Below are 16,667 nucleotides of genomic sequence, written 5' to 3'. Positions count from 1 at the left end.
ATCTTGACTGCCGCCATTTTCGCTTCCAGGAAGACGCCCAAGCCGTCTTCGAGATGGACCGCAGTGACCCGAACCGGCTCGACGAGGACCAGGGGCCGGACGACGGAATCGCCTGCGAGGTGCTGCCGCGTAGGGGTAGCAACACCGCTACCGCTACCGCTACCCCTACCACTCCCGCGCCGGTGACTCCGACCGTGATGCCGACGCGCGGCGCCCAGGTTGGGGTGGGCGGGGCAGTAGGCCCCAGTGGCCTTGAGACCGGGGCCGGCATTGCCCTCGCGGCATGCGCCACCCTCGGTGTTGCTTACACCGTCCTCCGACGCCGGCGCCGCGCCTGAGTAGAAAAGCACCGGTCTGCGCAGGCCGCCGTGAACGGCGGCCTGCTCGAACGCGCCCACGTGCTGCGGCGCGTGGGCGGACACCAGGCCTATGGACCGCGGCGGGAATCATGTGATTCGTGTGTCGGGCATGGCGAGTCGTCGCCCGGTTGCGTAGGACCGTAGGCGGTGACGTCTGCTTCGAAGGCTGCGACTGTGGCGATGGCGGCTCTACGCTTTGACCTCACCCTGATGCCCGGAACTGCTGGATGCGTCTCCCTGATCCGCAGCACGCATCGCATCACACCCTCGGGGTAACAAGGGCCCATGATGACGGGAGACGGCGCGGCTGCGAGAGGGTTCCGCCCACTTTTCTTGCTGCTCCTGCCGGTACAGGCGGCGCTGATGGCCGGCATGGGTGTTCTGGTGACCGGACCAATGGCAGACCTTTGGCCTCTGTCTGTGGAAGAGAGCATCAACCGGGACCTGGCTGCTCGCCGCAGTGCTGCCGCCTCGACTGCTTCGGCGTGGCTGTCGGTGGTTGCCAGCACGGAGGGCGTGATCGCGATTACCGCTGGTGCCCTGATCATCCTCTTGGCCCTGCCGCGTGCACCTCTATGGGCGGACGGCCTGTTCCTGAGCGGATCGGTTCTCGCCCAGTCAAGCATCTTCCTGCTGGTTACCCTCCTGATAGATCGTCCCCGCCCTGATGTGCCACAGCTGGAACCATCACCGCCCACTTCCAGCTTTCCCTCGGGGCATGTCGGTGCCTCCACCGCGCTGTTCGGAGGGCTGGCCGCCCTGGCAGTCGTCCGCCTGCGCGGCCCTTGGGGGCACACCGCGGCCGTGGCCTTCGCTCTCGTCCCATTCGCCGTAGCTGCGTCCCGGCTGTACGCCGGCATGCACCACCCGACCGACGTGGCTGCCGGCCTCCTCAACGGCGGCTGCACGCTCCTCGTGATGTTCCAGGCGCTGGCGTACCCCAAAGAGCCCACCCGGATGCGCCCGCTGCCCGAGGCGCGGGGCCGGCGCGCAGGGCACAAGTCGAGCCACCCAGCGTGCGGCGATGCCGCCGAGCGGGCGTCGAGGGGTGCCGTGGGCTTCGACGCCTGGCTCGCTGACCGAGGGGAGCGGGAACCGGCACGTCGGCTTCAGGGGCGGCTTCCGCACCCATGACTGCAACGCGTCCAGGGCCCGGAGGAGCGGGTACTGCCCCGGCCGTGGTACCGCTCGCCGCCTTGCGCCCGCTCATGGGCTCGCCGGTCACGGCACCGGCGGGGCCGTTACGGAGCCGTCCCAGGAGCGGTGCGGAGGCGGGTGACGGCGTCGGCGAGCATGCGGCGGCAGAACGCGAGGTGCGCGGGGCCGAAGCCGCGGGGACCGCACTCGACGACCAGCAGCAGGCCCAGGTAGAGCTGGTAGAGGGCCAGCCGGTGTTGGAAGGCCGGGCCGAAGTCGAGGCTACCGCCCGCCTCGGTGTAACCGGCGATGAGGTCGCTGTCCGGGCCGGCGTCGCCGCCGAAGGCGAGCGAGACCAGTTCGGCGGCCGGATCGCCCCAGAAGGCCCGTTCGTGGTCGATGAGTCCGGTGATCCGTGCGTGGCTCCCGTCGTCGGCGGAGTCGACGAAGATGTTGCCCGGCCACAGGTCGAAGTGGACCAGCCTGGGCTCCGTGACCTCTTCGAGGGCGTCGCCGCCCTCGGCGACGAGCCTGCGGATCTCGGCAGGCGGCACGTCCAGCGGGGAATGCCAGCGCTCGGCATCCTCCAGGAGAGCCTCGACCATCGCGGTGAACGCCGTCCGCCAGTCGGTGGCCAAGAGCCCGGACAGCGCGGCCGGGTAGCCGAAACGGCCGTCCTCGGGTGCCAGGGTGTGCAGGCGTGCGGTGATCGCGCCCAGTTCGCGGCGTGCCGCCGCCTCGGCCGGAGGGGTCAGGCGGCCGGCGGCCTTGTCCCACGCGGTGCCCTCCACTACAGAGAGGACGAGGAACTCCGCTTCCGCGTACAGCAGTTCAGGAGCAGGCACCCCTCCGCCGGGAAGACCTGCGATCCGCCGGTAGACCATGGCCTCCGTCCCGAGGATGCCGCGTTCGTACCGCAGTACGGCTGCGCCGTCCGGCGGGGCGAGTTTGACGACGGCGGGTCGGCCGTCGTCGAGCCGGACTCGGTAGACGGCGCTGAACCAACCGTCGGACAGTTCGCTCTCCACCCGGCATCCGACGCCGGCGCCGGCGCGTAGCAGGTCGTCCAGTTGGCCGGGGGCCAGGTGTCGCTTGGTCTGGCTACGCATGGCGGCATGCTTTCGGGTTGTGGGCATCGATGGTGTCGGCGAGGAACCGCGCCGAGGGCGGGGCCCCGCAGGGGCCCGCCCTGGCTGTCGGGTTCAGGCCGGGTACGGCAGGTCGGCCTCCGAGGTGTCGGCCGGCCGGGTGTGCACGGTTGCGTTCGGGCTGCCGATCCGGAGCTGCCACGGGTGCGGGCTGTCGGTGCTCACGTGCAGGCGGCCGCCCCGGCGACGCAGGTGGAAGCGGGCGGACTCCCCGGGGCCGTCGGTGCTGGGGATCACCACGGTGTGCTCGGCGCCGTCCGCGAAGGCGTGCACCCGCAGCTCGACTCCGTCCGCCCAGGCGGTGACCGGGTGCTGGTCGTCGGCGGCCAGCGCGATGACCGAGTCAGGGCGGGCCAGTAGCGGCAGGGTGTGGAAGCCGTGCCGCTCACGGACCCAGCGAGGACCGGTTAGCTGAGTGCCTGTCAGCACATTGGTCCAGACGCCTTCCGGTACGTAGTACTCGACCGTGCCGTCGTCGGTGAAGACCGGGGCGACGAGCAGGTCGTCGCCGAGCATGTACTGCCGGTCGAGGGTGGCGGCGGCCGGGTCGTCGGGGAACTCGAGCACCATGGCGCGCATCACCGGGACGCCGGTGGTGTGCGCCTGCTGGGCGGCGCGCTGGAGGTACGGGGCGAGGCGGTGCTTCAGCAGGGTGAACTCGCGGGTGACCTCGACGGCCTCCTCGCCGTAGTCCCACGGCACGCGGTACGACTTGCTGCCGTGCAGGCGGCTGTGCGAGGAGAGCAGCCCGAACTGCACCCAGCGCTTGAACACGGCCGGGGTCGGGGTGCCCTCGAAACCACCGATGTCATGGCTCCAGAAACCGAACCCGGACAGGCCGAGGGAGAGTCCGCCGCGCAGCGACTCGGCCATGGCGTTGAAGTGGGACTCGCAGTCGCCGCCCCAGTGGACCGGGTACTGCTGGCCGCCCGCCGTGGCGGAGCGGGCGAACAACAGCGCCTCGCCCTCGCCGCGTTCCGCCCGCAGCAGGTCGAAAACGGCCTGGTTGTAGAGGTGTGTGTAGTAGTTGTGCATCCGTTCGGGGTCGGAGCCGTCGTGCCAGACGACGTCGGTGGGGATGCGCTCGCCGAAGTCGGTCTTGAAGCAGTCCACGCCCTGGTCGATCAGTGTCCTCAGTTTGCCGGTGTACCAGTCGCGGGCGGCGGGATTGGTGAAGTCCACCAGGGCCATGCCCGGCTGCCACAGGTCCCACTGCCACACACTGCCGTCCGGGCGCCGCACGAGGTAGCCGTCCCGCATGCCTTCCTCGAACATCGCCGACTTCTGCGCGATGTACGGGTTGATCCAGGCGGAGATCCGCAGCCCCTGCTCCTTGAGGCGGGTGAGCATGCCGGCCGGGTCGGGGAAGGTGTCGGAATCCCAGGTGAAGTCGCACCACTGGTAGCCGCGCATCCAGAAGCAGTCGAAGTGGAAGACGCTCAGCGGGATGCCGCGTTCGGCCATGCCGTCGACGAAGCGGTTGACGGTGGCCTCGTCGTAGTCGGTGGTGAAGGACGTGGTGAGCCACAGGCCGAGCGCCCAGGCCGGCGGCAGGGCGGGGCGGCCGGTGAGTGAGGTGTAGCGCTGAAGGATCTGCTTCGGGGTCGGGCCGTGGACGACGAAGAACTCCAGCGACTGGTCCTCGACGCTGAACTGGACCTGGCCGACCGACTCGGAGCCGACCTCGTAACTGACCTTGCCGGGGTGGTTGACGAAGACGCCGTAGCCGCGGTTGGTCAGGTGGAAGGGGACGTTCTTGTACGCCTGCTCGCTGCTGGTGCCGCCGTCCGCCTGCCAGATGTCCACCACCTGCCCGTTCTTGACGAACGGGGTGAACCGCTCACCCAGCCCGTAGACCAGCTCGCCGACTCCCAGGGACAGTTGTCCGAGCATGTGGTGCCGACCCTCGGCGTCGGTGGCGAAGCCGGTCCCGCGCTCGCCCACGGAGGTCAGCGTCCGCCCGTCGGCGGTGAACTCCAGGCGCCACGGCTGGGAGGTGTCCACCCGCAGCGACAGCTCACCCGCACTGAGTTCGACCACCGTGCCGTCCCGGTGGACCTTTCCGGCATCCGCTTGCGCGCCGGGCAGCGCGAACTCCGGCCCCCGGGGCACCGAGCCGGCGTGGTGGGTGGCACGCACCCCGATCACGCCCTCGGCCGGGGACCAGCACTCGATCGTCAGCAGCGGACTGTTGAGTATGCCGCCACGGCTGCGCACGTGCTTCACGGGCGCATAGAGGGTCATCCGGTGCTCGTCGGCCCGGACGTCCGCGACCTCGGTGGCGTAGTGGGCGGTGACGCCCGGCCGCATCAGCCAGTAGCCGTCGGTGAACTTCATCGGCAGGTTCCTCCGTCCGCGCGCGGTGCGCGGTGATCAGGCCCCGGTACCAGTGGTAGCTGTCCTTGGGCGTTCGTGTCAGCGTGTCGTGGTCGACGTGGACGAGATCGAAGCGCCGGGCATAACCGCGCGCCCACTCGAAGTTGTCCAGCAGCGACCACACGTAGAAGCCGCGTACGTCCACCCCGGCCGCGATGGCGTCGGCGACGGCGGCCAGGTGGTCGGTCAGGTAGGCAATCCGGTCCGGGTCGTGGACCCGGCCGTCGGGGCCGACGGTGTCGTCCTCGGCGGAGCCGTTCTCGGTGATCCAGATTGGTGGGAGCCGCGGGTGACGGGCGTGGAGGTCGAGGAGGAGCTCCCTGAGCGCCTCCGGAACGACGGGCCAGCCCATGGTGGTGTGCCGGGTCCCGTACGGGTCCAGCTCGGTGACGCCGATGTCCACGGCGGTGCGGAGTTCGGGGTCGTCCGTACGGTGGGGTGCGGCGGCGACGGTCACGGGGCGGTAGAAGTTGACGCCGAGGAAGTCCAGCGGGGCTCCGATCACCTCCAGGTCGCCGGGCCGCCGCCACGGGCCGGCGGCGAGGCCGGCCCACGTCTGGTCCTCGTGCGCGGGGTAGCGCCCGGCGAGGAGCGGCTCGGTCCAGACCTCGTTGTGGAGGACCTCGGCCCGGCGCAGGCCGGCGAGGTCATCGGGGTGGTCGGAGGCGGCGTGGATGCGGTCGAGGTTGAGGGTGATCCCGACCTCCCGGGCGCCCGCGGCGCGCAGCGCACGTACCGCGAGGCCGTGCCCGACCAGCAGGTGGTGGGCGGCCGCCAGCGCGCCGCGGCCCTCCTCGGCGCCGGGCGCGTGTCGGCCTTCGGCGTAGCCGACGAAGGCGGAGCAGTACGGCTCGTTGAGGGTGATCCAGCGCTCCACCCGGTCCCCGTAGCGCTCGGCCGCGAGGGCCGCGTACCGCGCGAACGCCTCGGCGGTCTCCCTGGCGCGCCAGCCGCCGCGGTCCTCCAGGGCCTGGGGGAGGTCCCAGTGGTAGAGGGTGACGGCGGGCGCGATCCCGGCGTCCAGCAGATCGTCGATCAGGCGGTCGTAGAAGTCCAGGCCCTTCGGGTTGACGCGCCCGGTGCCCTGGGGCAGCAGGCGAGGCCAGGCAATCGAGAACCGGTAGCCGTCGACGCCCAGTCCGCGCAGCAGGGCGACATCCTCGCGGTGGCGGTGGTAGTGGTCGCAGGCGGTGTCTCCCGTGGCGCCGCCGAGCGTGCGACCAGGGGTGTGGCTGAAGGTGTCCCAGATGGAGGGGCCGCGGCCGTCCTGGTCGTGGGCACCCTCGATCTGGTAGGCGGCGGTCGCGGCTCCGAAGCGGAACCGGGCGGGCAGTTCGGGGAACGGGCGCACAGGGGGCCCGGATGCGTCGGACACGGTGCTCAGAGCTCCCGCGCCTGGCCGGGGCCCGCGGGGCGACCGGACTCGTGGCGATCCCACTCGGGATCGCGGAACGTCCGCCGGCCGAGGCCGGGGAGGAGAGCAGAACCCACGGGAGGGACACCTCGATGAGCGGGAGAGAGCATCGGATGGTGAAGCGCTTCGACGCTGTCACCGCCTGGGATGTGATGTCAATGCCTGGCGTGCAGTAGGTCTAATCGCCTGCAGCCTCTTGTTTCGCCAGAAGGTACTCATTAACTTGCTTCAGCAAGTGAAGCGCTTCGACGATCTGGGGGGCTACTGCTGCCATGAGTCACCAGACGAACCGTTGGTGCCGTCCGTAGGCTCCACTGTGAGCCGAATCCCGGATGGCACGCCTTCGGCCGCGAGTCCTTCCTCGCCCCGGTCACCTGGGACGAGGGCGACGACTTCGACCGCAGCGAACCACATCCCTCCTCGATCTCCGTGCACGACCGGTCCGCCGGTCAACGCACCACGAAGGAGCGCCCCGGCAACCTCCCGTCCCGGCCGCCTGGATCCACGACCGGATCCCGGCGGCCGGGACCCCTACGTCTCTCGAGGGCCTCGCATGCCTGATCTGCCCGCGCGCGTGCTGTTCGGCGCCGCCTACTATCACGAGTACCAGCCGTACGAGCGGCTCAGGACCGACCTCGATCTCATGGCGGAGGCGAAGTTCACCGTCATCCGCGTCGGTGAGTCGGTCTGGTCCACCTGGGAACCTTCGAGCGGCCGGTTCGAGCTCGACTGGCTGCAACCCGTCCTCGACGGCGCCCACGAGCGCGGCATCTTCGTCGTGCTCGGAACTCCCACCTACGCGGTGCCGCCGTGGCTGGCGCGGCAGTACCCGGAGATCGCCGCCGAGGACGCAACCGGGCGCCGCGCCGCGTGGGGTGGCCGGCAGGAGGTCGACATCACGCACCCGGCCTTCCGTTTCCACGCGGAGCGGGTGATCCGCGCGATCACGGCCCGTTACGCCGACCATCCCGCGGTCATCGGTTTCCAGGTGGACAACGAGCCCGGCCCGCGGCTGCCGCACAACCACGGTGTCTTCCAGCGGTTCGTGGACGACCTGCGGCAGCGGTACGGCGATGTGGAGACCCTCAACCGCGAGTGGGGGCTTGTGCACTGGTCGCACCGACTGTCCACCTGGGCCGACCTGTGGAAGCCGGAGGGCAACGCACAGCCGCAGTACGACCTGGCCTGGCGGGCGTTCCAGGCCCGGCAGACCACCGAGTTCATCGCCTGGCAGGCCGGCATCGTGCGTGAGTACGCGAGGCCGAGTCAGTTCGTCACCACGTGCCTGGCCTACTGGTCTCCCGGCCTGGAGGACGACGAACTCACTGACAGCCTGGACGTCACCGCGGGCAACCCGTACTACGACATGCAGGACAGCCTCACCATGCCGGAGCCGCCGCACGAGAAGCTGCCGGGGCAATGGATGGCGTACGGGGCATGGGCGCTGCACCAGAGCGCCGACAGGGTCTACTCCTCGCGCCAGGAGTCGTTCCTGATCACGGAGACCAACGCCCAGGCCATCGGCGGCACCTCGGACAACCGTCCCGCTTTCGACGGGCAGTGGCGGCAGGCCGCGTGGGCGCTGGTTGCGCGCGGGGCCCGCATGATCGAGTACTGGCACTGGCACACGCTGCATTTCGGCGCCGAGACGTACTGGGGCGGTATCCTCCCGCACAGCGGACGGCCGGGCCGCGCCTACGGTGAACTCGCGCGCTTGGGAGCGGAGTTCGAGCGGGCAGGAGCCCTGGTCGCCGGGATCACGCCGGCCGCCGACATCGCGATGGCGTACTCGGCGCCGAGCAAGTGGCTGATGAACAAGTACCCGCCGCTCGCGGGTCCCGACGGCGGTCCGGACGAGGGTGCGTACGAAGGTATCTTCGACCCGTTCTACCGAGGCGCGTTCGAGGCGGGACGTCAGGTACGGATCCTGCACGCCCGTCAGTTGCACGACCCGCGTGGCGAACGCCCCGGCCTGGCACCGGAGTCGGCGGCCGAGCTGCACCCTGTGCTCGTCGCTCCCGCGCTGTACGTGGCGGACGACGGGATGCTCGACTGGCTCGGCGCCTACGCGGAGACGGGCGGCCACCTCGTCCTCGGTCCCCGCACCGGCTGCGGCGACCACGAGGCGCGGGCCCGCCATGAGGTCGCACCAGCACGACTGGTGAAGGCCGCGGGCGTCCGGTACGACGAGTTCAGCAACCTGCGCGCCGACCTGCCGCTGCGCGCCGCACCGGACAGCCCGCTCCAGCTGCCGGGCGACGCGATGGCCACCCGTTGGGTGGAGGGCCTGGCGGTCGAGGACGCAGACGTCCTGGCCGAGTACGACCACCCGCACTTCGGGCGCTGGCCCGCGGTCACCACCCGCCGCCACGGGGCCGGCCGCGTCACGTGCGTGGGCACCGTGCCCGGCCGCGATCTGGCCCGCGCGCTCGCCGCGTGGCTCGCGCCCACCCCGTGCAGCGGCTGGCAGGGCCTGCCGGACTCGGTCACCGTCGCCACCGGCACCGCCCCCGACGGCCGGCGCGTCCATGTCGTCAACAACTGGAGCTGGCAGCCGGCCACGGCTCAGGCGCCGGTGGACCTGACCGACGCCCTGGGCGGCAGCGTGGTCCCGGCCGGTACGCCGGTGCGGCTCGGTGCCTGGGACGTCCGCGTCCTTGCCGCCGCGCCGGGGGCTGCCGCGGAGGACCGGTGACGTCCGCCACCGCGGACCTTCTGGTCCCACCGCGTCTCGGACCGGTCGGACCCGTGGACCCCGGACGGTAGCCGCGCCCGAACGGTCCGGGCGTCGAAGACCCTGCCGAACGCAGCCCTGAAGAAGCCGAGTCCGGCACCGAAGCCTTCCGGTGCCGGACTCGTGCGTGGCGTCTCCCGTGCGTACAGGGTCGGCGGGCCTCAGGCGGAGAAGGCTACGCGCGCGAGCCGCACCGGGCCGCGCAGTCCGAGACGGACGTCGTGCACACCGGCCGTCACGACGGCCGGGGCGCTCACCGTGGCGTAGTCGTATGGCCCGGCCGTACCCGGGGAAAGCGTGAGCACCGCCAGGACCGGACCGTCACCCAGCGAGAGTTCGACCGTACCCTCACCCGAGGCCTCCACCGTGATCCCGGCAGCCCCCTTTCCGAAGTCACAGTCGCGGAACACCAGCTCGCCCCTCCGGCCGGCCACAGGGGCGACGGAGTCACCCGACGTTTTCGTGCGGTCCACGATCTCCGTGTCGCTCTGGTCGTCGAAGTCCACCACTTCCAGGCCGCCGACCATGACCGGCCGGGGTACGGACGGCTCGCCGTCGAGGTCGACGGTCTGGACCAGGCGGATGTCCTCGCTGGACGCTCCGACGAGGATCTCGTAGAGCCCCGGTGCCACCCGGTGACGTCCCTGCGCCACGTCCCAGAACGCGAAGGCCGAGATCGGCACCCGGAAGGTGATCTCCGTGACCTCGCCGGGCGCGAGCGTCACGCGCTCGTGCGCGGCCAGTTCCCGGCGAGGCCGTGGCACCGACGGCTCCACGGCCCGGGTGTAGAGCTGGGCGACCTCGTCCGAGGCCACGTCACCGGTGTTGCCGACGGTGAAGGACACGTGCAGTGTCCCGTCCTCGACGCGGGTCGTGAGGCCTTCGTAGGAGAAGGACGCGTACGACAGGCCGTGGCCGAACGGGAAGAGAGGCGTGCCCTCGAAGTAGAGGTACGTCTGGCGGCCGCCGATCACGTCGTAGTCGAGGAGGTCGGGCAGGTCGGAGTCGTCCGCGTACCACGTCTGCGGGAGCCGGGCGGCGGGGGAGACGTCGCCGGCCAGGAGCCGGGCCAGGGCGGTGCCGGCCGCCTGGCCGCCGTGGGCCGTCCACAGCAGCGCCGGCACCTCCGTGTGATCGACCGCGTACGGGTACGCCGAGACCAGCGCCAGTACCGTGTTCGGGTTGGCCGTGCGGGCCGCGCGCAGGAGGCGCTCCTGGTGGGCGGGGAGCGCCAGCGTCGTACGGTCCTCGGTCTCGCGTCCGTTGATGTGCGGATCGTTACCCGCGACCACCAGGACCACGTCCGCCTGCGCGGCGGCCCTGGTCACCGCGTCCTCGCCGCTCTCGACGACGACGACTTCGAAGATCTCACCGTTCTTCTCGGCAACCTTGAGGCCGTCGGCGGCGACAGAGAGCGGGCTACCCGTACCGATGTGCCGAAGGAGGTGCCCGTTCTCGTGCGGTTCCAGGCGGAACGTCTCCTGGACGACCCAGCCTCCGGGCTGGTCGGCGGAGGCTCGGACGAAGCCGTCCTCGGCGACGGAGAGGAAGCGGCCGTCGGGGGCGCGCAGGGTCAGCACGCCCTCGCCCCAGTCGATGAGGGAGAGTTCGGTGCCGGTCGCGTCGGTGGTGAGCGGGGGAAGGTCCGTCCGGCCGGTGAGCAGAGCCGGGTCGAGGGCGCCTTCGGCGCCCCGCACCTCGTCGTCGGCGTCCGCCTCGGGGACGTGCAGGTAGGTTCCGGCCGAGGTCTTCAGCAGGATCCGGTCCACGCCCTCCGCGAACTGCACGCGCTCCGAGCCGAGCCGTTCGCACAGGCCCGCCAGCGGCGTGCTGCGGTGCAGGAGCGTGCCGCTGTACCAGTCGCACTTGCACTCGTCGGCGAGCAGGCCGACCACCGCGAGCCGGGTGCCGGGCGCGAGCGGCAGCAGGTCACCGCTGTTCTTGAGCAGCACGACCGCCTGCTCGGCCGCTTCCTGGGCGAGCGCCTGATGGGCCGGGGTGTCGAAGTCCGTGGTGAGCGCGTGCGGGTCGTACTCCGAGTCGAACTCGCCGAGGCGGAAACGGACCGAGAGCTGGCGGCGGACCGCCGCCTCGACGTCCGACTCGGTCAGCAGGCCCCGCTCCAGGGCGCCGCGGACCCGTGCGGTGATCTTCGAGCTGTCGGTGCCGTGGTCGGTGAAGCTGTCGACGCCGGCCAGCAGTGCGGCGGCCGTCGCCTCCTCGTGGGTGTCGAAGTAGTGCTCGGAGTCGACCAGGTTGGAGGGCGCGCCCGCGTCCGAGCAGACCAGCAGTTCCTCGTCGGTCCAGGTGCGCAGGTGCTCGCGCAGATACGGCGAGACATGGTTCGGGCGGCCGTTGACCAGGTTGTACGCCGGCATCACACCGGACACGGCGCCCGCCTCGACCGTCTCGCGGAAGGCGCGCAGATCGTATTCATGCAGGACGCGCGGGCGGACCGAGGAGGACGTGACGTCGCGGCCTGTCTCGTTGTTGTGGGCCAGCCAGTGCTTGAGGACGGGCGCGGTGCGCCAGTATGTCGGGTGCTCGCCGCGCAGGCCGTGCGTGTAGGCGGTGGCGATGGCGGAGGTGAGCTTCGGGTCCTCCGAGTAGCCCTCCTCGTTGCGGCCCCACAGAGGGTGGCGCAGCAGGTTCACGGTCGGGGACCAGACGTTGAGTCCCACGCGGTCGTCGCTGGCGCGCATCGCCCGGACCTCCTTGGACACCGCCTCGCCGACCCTTCGGACGAGATCCGTGTTCCAGGTCGCGCCCAGGCCCACCGCCTGCGGGAAGACGGTGGCCGGACCCATCCAGGCCACGCCGTGCAGGGCCTCCTGGCCGGTGCGGAACGCGGCGACGCCGAGCCGCTCCACGGCGGGTGCGAACTGATGCAGGAAGCCGATCTTCTCGTCGAGGGTGAGCCGCGACAGAAGGTCGTCGATGCGCTTGGCGAAAGGCAGTTGCGGATCGCGGAAAGGTGAGGGTGTGTGCGGACACGTGGGATCCCCTTGAGATGGAGCGACGAATGCTTCGAAGCGCTTCGATGCTCATCAAGCATCAGAGTGAGTGTCAAGAGATCAGCACTTCTAACGTCCAGCAGGACTACGAAGAGCACTTCTTGCATTCCGGAGGAATCTTGGAAGTGGCCCTTGTGCGCCCATAGGTGTTCACTTAACCTCACTGCAACATCGAAGCGCTTCGACATTGCATCGTGTCGCAGTGATCGGATGTCCGTTTTCAGCTCAGCCAGTTCCAGTCACGACACCGCGGCCGACGGTCCATCGCCGGGTCTCCAGGTGTGCCATGAAGGGTTGACGCAATGACTCCGAAATCCGCATCCACCGGTCCGAGCAGGAGGAGCTTCCTCGCCTCCACGGCGGTCGCCACCGCGGCGGTGGCCGGGGGAATGCCGCTACTCGCCGCCTGTGGCGGTTCGGACGACGGGTCGCGAGAGGGCGCCACGTCGGGCAAGGCCGCGGACAAGCTGCTCCCGGCCTACGTCCCCAGCAAGGTGGCCGATCCTGACATCCCCTCGAAGAACGGTTCGGCGGCCGGCTATACCAGCAAGGTCGAACTCGCGGCCCTCACCGCCTCGGTCCCGAATAGGCTCGGCACCGGCGCACCCGTCCGGATCATGTCCCCGTTCTGGGGCACCCCGCCGAAGGCCGGGTGCGCTTACTACCAGGGGGTCGACGAGGCGGCAGGTACGAAGATCACCTGGCAGAACCAGAACGGCAACACCTACGGCGAGAAGCTCGGTGCCGTCCTCGCCTCCAGCTCCATTCCCGACATGGTGGTCCTGCCGAGCTGGGAGAACGTCGGCAAGACCGCGCACGCGGTCACCGCGAAGTTCATGGACCTCGGCCCCTACCTGGCGGGCGACAAGGTCAAGAAGTACCCCAACCTGGCCGCGATACCGTCCGACGCCTGGCGCATGGGCATCTTCGGCGGCGCGCTGCGCGGCATTCCGATCCCCGCCCCTGCCACGACCTTCATCGTGCCCTACTACCGCAAGGACATCTTCGACAAGAAGGGCTACAGCCTCCCCAAGTCGGCCGATGAGTTCCTGAGTTGGGCCAAGGACGTCACCAGCGCCAAGGCCAAGGTGTACGCCTGCGGTGACCTGGCCTGGATCTCGGGGAACATCTTCGGCGCCATGCCCGGCTGGAACCTCGACCCGGACGGCAAGGTGAGGTTCGGCATCGAGCGGCCCGAATACCTCGAAGCCCTGGAGTGGACCCGCAAGCTGTACGACGCCGGCGTGGTCCACCCCGACGACAAGGCGAGCGCCGGCGACCCGGTCCAGCGTTTCACCGCCGGACAGATCCTGGTCTGGACCAGCGACATGTCCGCCTGGTACGCCAGGGCGGCCGAACAGGCCCAGGCGAACCCGGAGTTCGAGATCGACGCCATGGACCTCTTCGGCGCCGACGGTGGCAACCCGTCGATGTACGCGTCCAACCCCGCCAACATCTGGTCGCTGATCCGTAAGGGCGCCTCGAAGGAAACGGTCGAGAACGCGCTGGCCGCCGCCAACTTCGCGGCAGCGCCCTATGGCACCAAGGAGCGGATGCTCGTCGACTACGGCGTCGAGGGCACCCACTTCACGGTCAGGGACGGCGTCCCGGCCAAGACCGACCAGGGCAACTCCGAGGTGATCAACGCCTGGGCGATGCTGGCCGGCCCGGCTCCCTACGTAGCCCACCCCGACCTCCCCGACATCGCCCGCAAGCAGGTCGAGTGGCAGCAGCGGATGGGCGCCTTCATGAAGAAGACGTCCACGTACGGCCTGAACATCGTCGAGCCGACCCGCTACGCCAACATCCACACCCCGTTCGATCAGCTGCAGCGGGACTACGTGCGGGGCCACAAGAAGCTGGCCGACGTGCAGGCGGCCATCTCCACCTGGAAGTCCTCCGGCGGGGAAAAGCTGCGCGACTGGTACAAGGAGCTCTTCGACAAGAACGGCAGCGGCAACTGATGTCTCTCACGGCCGGGAGCAGGGCCGGCGGGACGCGTCCACCCGCGGCCGTCGAGGAACCGACGGCCGCGGTCACCACCGCCGCGAGGAAGACACGTGCACCGCGCGGGGCGCGCAAGGCCGGCAAGGTTCCCTGGCGGATCCGGCTGCGCCGGGACCGCGCGCTCATCCTGATGATCTTCCCTGTCATCCTCCTGCTCCTTCTCTTCAACTACGTCCCACTGCTCGGCAACGTCGTTGCCTTCCAGGACTACGACCCGTACTCCTCCAGCAACGGCATCGCGGCGATCTTCCACAGCCCCTGGGTCGGCGTGGAACAGTTCTCGCGGATGTTCGAGGACCCGCTGTTCTGGGATGCCACGCAGAACACCCTCGTGCTGTTCGTACTCCAACTGGTGCTGTTCTTCCCGGTCCCGATCGTTCTCGCGCTGGTCATCAACAGCGTGGTCCGGCCCCGGGTACGGGCCGTGGCGCAGGCGATCATGTATCTGCCGCACTTCTTCTCGTGGGTCCTCGTGATCACCGTGTTCCAGCAGATCCTCGGCGGTGCGGGCATCCTCGCGCAGACCCTGGAGGCGCACGGGTGGAGCGGCTTCGACCTGATGACCGACGCGGACCTCTTCAAGTGTCTGGTCACCGCGCAGGCCGTCTGGAAGGACGCCGGCTGGGGGATCATCGTCTTCCTCGCGGCCCTGTCCGCCGTCAGTACCGACCTTTACGAGGCCGCCGCCATGGACGGCGCGGGGCGCTGGCGACGTATGTGGCATGTGACGCTGCCCGCGCTGCGCCCGGTCATCGCGCTGCTCCTCGTGCTCAGGGTGGGTGACGCGCTGAGCGTCGGATTCGAGCAGTACCTGCTCCAGCGGAACGCCGTCGGCGCGGGGGCGGCTGAGGTCCTCGACACGTACGTGTGGAACATGGGTATCCAGAACGGCGACTTCAGCTACGCGGCCGCGGTCGGTCTGGCCAAGGGCCTCATCGCAGTCGGTCTCGTCCTGGGCGCGAACAAGTTCGCTCACCTGCTGGGCGAGCAGGGGGTGTACAAGAAGTGAGCCTCAACACGCAGCTCATCCGCAGCCTCAGGGCTCCCGCCCGCCCTGTGTGGGAGGAGCCGCCGAGCAAGGCAGGACTCACCGCCAAGGGCGGTTTCCTCCTGCTCGCCTGCCTCGGGGTGCTCGGTCCGCTCTGGATCGTGATCGTCACCAGCCTCTCTCCCAAACCCGTGATCGACCGGGTCGGCGGACTCGTCGTGATCCCCCAGGGCATCACCTTCGTCAACTACACGGAACTGCTCAGCGGTGGCCAGGTCAGCCGGGCGATCATGGTCTCGATCGGTGTCACGCTCTTCGGCACGCTGTTCTCGATGGCGGTGTCGGTGCTGGCGGCCTACGGCCTGTCGCGGCCGGGGAGTCTGGGCCATCGGTTCTTCCTGATGACCATGATGGCGACCATGTTCTTCGGGGCCGGGCTCATTCCGACATACCTTCTGGTGCAGTCGCTGGGCCTCACCGACACCTATCTGTCGCTGGTTCTGCCGAGCGCGGTCAGTGTCTTCAACATCCTCGTCCTGCGGGCCTTCTTCATGGGGATCTCACCCGAACTCACCGAGTCCGCCCGCATCGACGGGGCCAGCGACCTGCGCATCCTGCTGACCATTATCATGCCGCTGTCACGCGCGGTGCTGGCCGTCATCTCGCTGTTCTACGCGGTCGGCTACTGGAGTGCCTGGTTCAACGCCTCCATCTACCTCACCGACCAGGAGATGATGCCGCTGCAGAACGTGCTCATCCAACTGGTCCAGAAGAACACCGAGGCGCCGACCGGCCTCCAGCAGGCGGTTCGCACCGGACAACTCTCCTCGCTGGGGCTGCAGATGGCCGTCATGGTCCTCGCGCTGATCCCCGTCGCCGTCGCCTCCCCCTTCGTCCAGCGGCACTTCAAGAAGGGCATGCTCACCGGAGCCGTCAAGGGCTGAAGCCCTGTGGGCCGAGTCCCGACGCAGTGCCTTCCGTCGTATGCCGTCCGCGGCTCCGCCTGGCTGGTCGCGCCGCGCCCGCCCCGCGGAGCCGCGGGTCGATGCGGTTCCGCGGCCCCGATCCCCGCTCGACTTCCCCTTCGTGAAGACCGAGGTATGTCATGAGCACGTCTCGCCTGAGCAGGCGCTCCGTTCCTGCCGGTTCTGCTGCCGCCGTGGTCGTCTCCCTGCCGACGGGTTCGGGGCAGGTTCGGACCGCCTCTCCCGCTGCCGTCGCGAAGAGCGGCTACCGGTGTCGCAACGCCTTCATGGGCGGCACCGGGTTCATCACCGGGATGCTGTTCCACCCGTCGATGCGGGGGCTCGCCTACGCCCGGACCGACATCGGGGGCGTCTACCGCTTGGACGACGGGAGTGACCGCTGGATCCCGCTGACCGGCCATCTCGGCTGGGACGGATCGAACCTCCCAGGCGTCGAAGCCATGGCCGTCGACCCCGCCCGGCCCGGCCGGGTCCATCTCGCCACCAACGGGCGCGGCGTGCAGT

Annotated in this window: 8 protein-coding genes and 2 pseudogenes; 6 read left to right on the top strand and 4 right to left on the bottom strand. The window is 69.8% G+C overall.

Translation table 11 applies throughout. The annotated features are described in order from the left end of the window. The first annotated feature begins 644 nt into the window (after window positions 1–644). Entirely contained in the window at window positions 645–1,493 is an 849-nt protein-coding gene (locus IE136_RS15875; RefSeq protein ID WP_158993400.1) for a phosphatase PAP2 family protein, read from the top strand. Between the two features lie 107 nt (window positions 1,494–1,600). On the opposite strand, the gene IE136_RS15870 is transcribed toward IE136_RS15875, so the two are convergent. From IE136_RS15870 to IE136_RS15860, 3 genes and pseudogenes are all read right to left on the bottom strand, one after another. Next, a complete protein-coding gene (locus tag IE136_RS15870) occupies window positions 1,601–2,605 on the bottom strand; it encodes a phosphotransferase family protein (RefSeq protein WP_189600667.1) in 1,005 nt (334 codons plus the stop codon). A gap of 93 nt (window positions 2,606–2,698) precedes the next feature. Next, window positions 2,699–4,981, bottom strand: coding sequence for an alpha-xylosidase (gene yicI, locus IE136_RS15865; RefSeq protein WP_189600666.1), 2,283 nt, complete (start codon window positions 4,979–4,981; stop codon window positions 2,699–2,701). Between the two features lie 19 nt (window positions 4,982–5,000). Beyond that, window positions 5,001–6,371 (bottom strand): annotated as a pseudogene (locus IE136_RS15860) (GH1 family beta-glucosidase); the annotation flags it as partial. A gap of 616 nt (window positions 6,372–6,987) precedes the next feature. Between IE136_RS15860 and IE136_RS15855 the strand changes: the two are divergent. Beyond that, window positions 6,988–9,129 (top strand): beta-galactosidase, encoded by a 2,142-nt coding sequence (locus tag IE136_RS15855; RefSeq protein WP_189600665.1) that lies wholly within the window; start codon window positions 6,988–6,990, stop codon window positions 9,127–9,129. A gap of 200 nt (window positions 9,130–9,329) precedes the next feature. Here the strand turns inward: IE136_RS15855 and IE136_RS15850 are convergent, their stop codons facing one another. Beyond that, entirely contained in the window at window positions 9,330–12,125 is a 2,796-nt protein-coding gene (locus IE136_RS15850; protein WP_189600777.1) for a glycoside hydrolase family 3 protein, read from the bottom strand. A gap of 359 nt (window positions 12,126–12,484) precedes the next feature. On the opposite strand from IE136_RS15850, the gene IE136_RS15845 reads away from it, so the two are divergent. From IE136_RS15845 to IE136_RS15830, 4 genes and pseudogenes are all read left to right on the top strand, one after another. Beyond that, the gene (locus tag IE136_RS15845) at window positions 12,485–14,146 is read left to right on the top strand and encodes an extracellular solute-binding protein (protein WP_189600664.1); all 1,662 of its coding nucleotides are present in this window, start codon (window positions 12,485–12,487) and stop codon (window positions 14,144–14,146) included. Further along, window positions 14,146–15,198 (top strand): ABC transporter permease, encoded by a 1,053-nt coding sequence (locus IE136_RS15840; RefSeq protein ID WP_158993412.1) that lies wholly within the window; start codon window positions 14,146–14,148, stop codon window positions 15,196–15,198. The genes IE136_RS15845 and IE136_RS15840 overlap by 1 nt, the downstream gene beginning before the upstream one ends. After that, window positions 15,195–16,121, top strand: a complete 927-nt coding sequence (locus IE136_RS15835) for a carbohydrate ABC transporter permease (protein ID WP_189600663.1) — start codon at window positions 15,195–15,197, stop codon at window positions 16,119–16,121. The genes IE136_RS15840 and IE136_RS15835 overlap by 4 nt, the downstream gene beginning before the upstream one ends. A 161-nt stretch (window positions 16,122–16,282) precedes the next feature. Further along, a pseudogene (locus IE136_RS15830) lies at window positions 16,283–16,645 on the top strand (1,4-beta-glucanase); the annotation flags it as partial. Window positions 16,646–16,667 lie beyond the last annotated feature (22 nt).

The organism is Streptomyces lateritius (assembly GCF_014649715.1).
Classification (GTDB): Bacteria; Actinomycetota; Actinomycetes; order Streptomycetales; family Streptomycetaceae; genus Streptomyces; species Streptomyces lateritius.
Note: the sequence above shows the minus strand (reverse complement) of the source record. Positions and strands in the feature narration are given on the sequence as shown.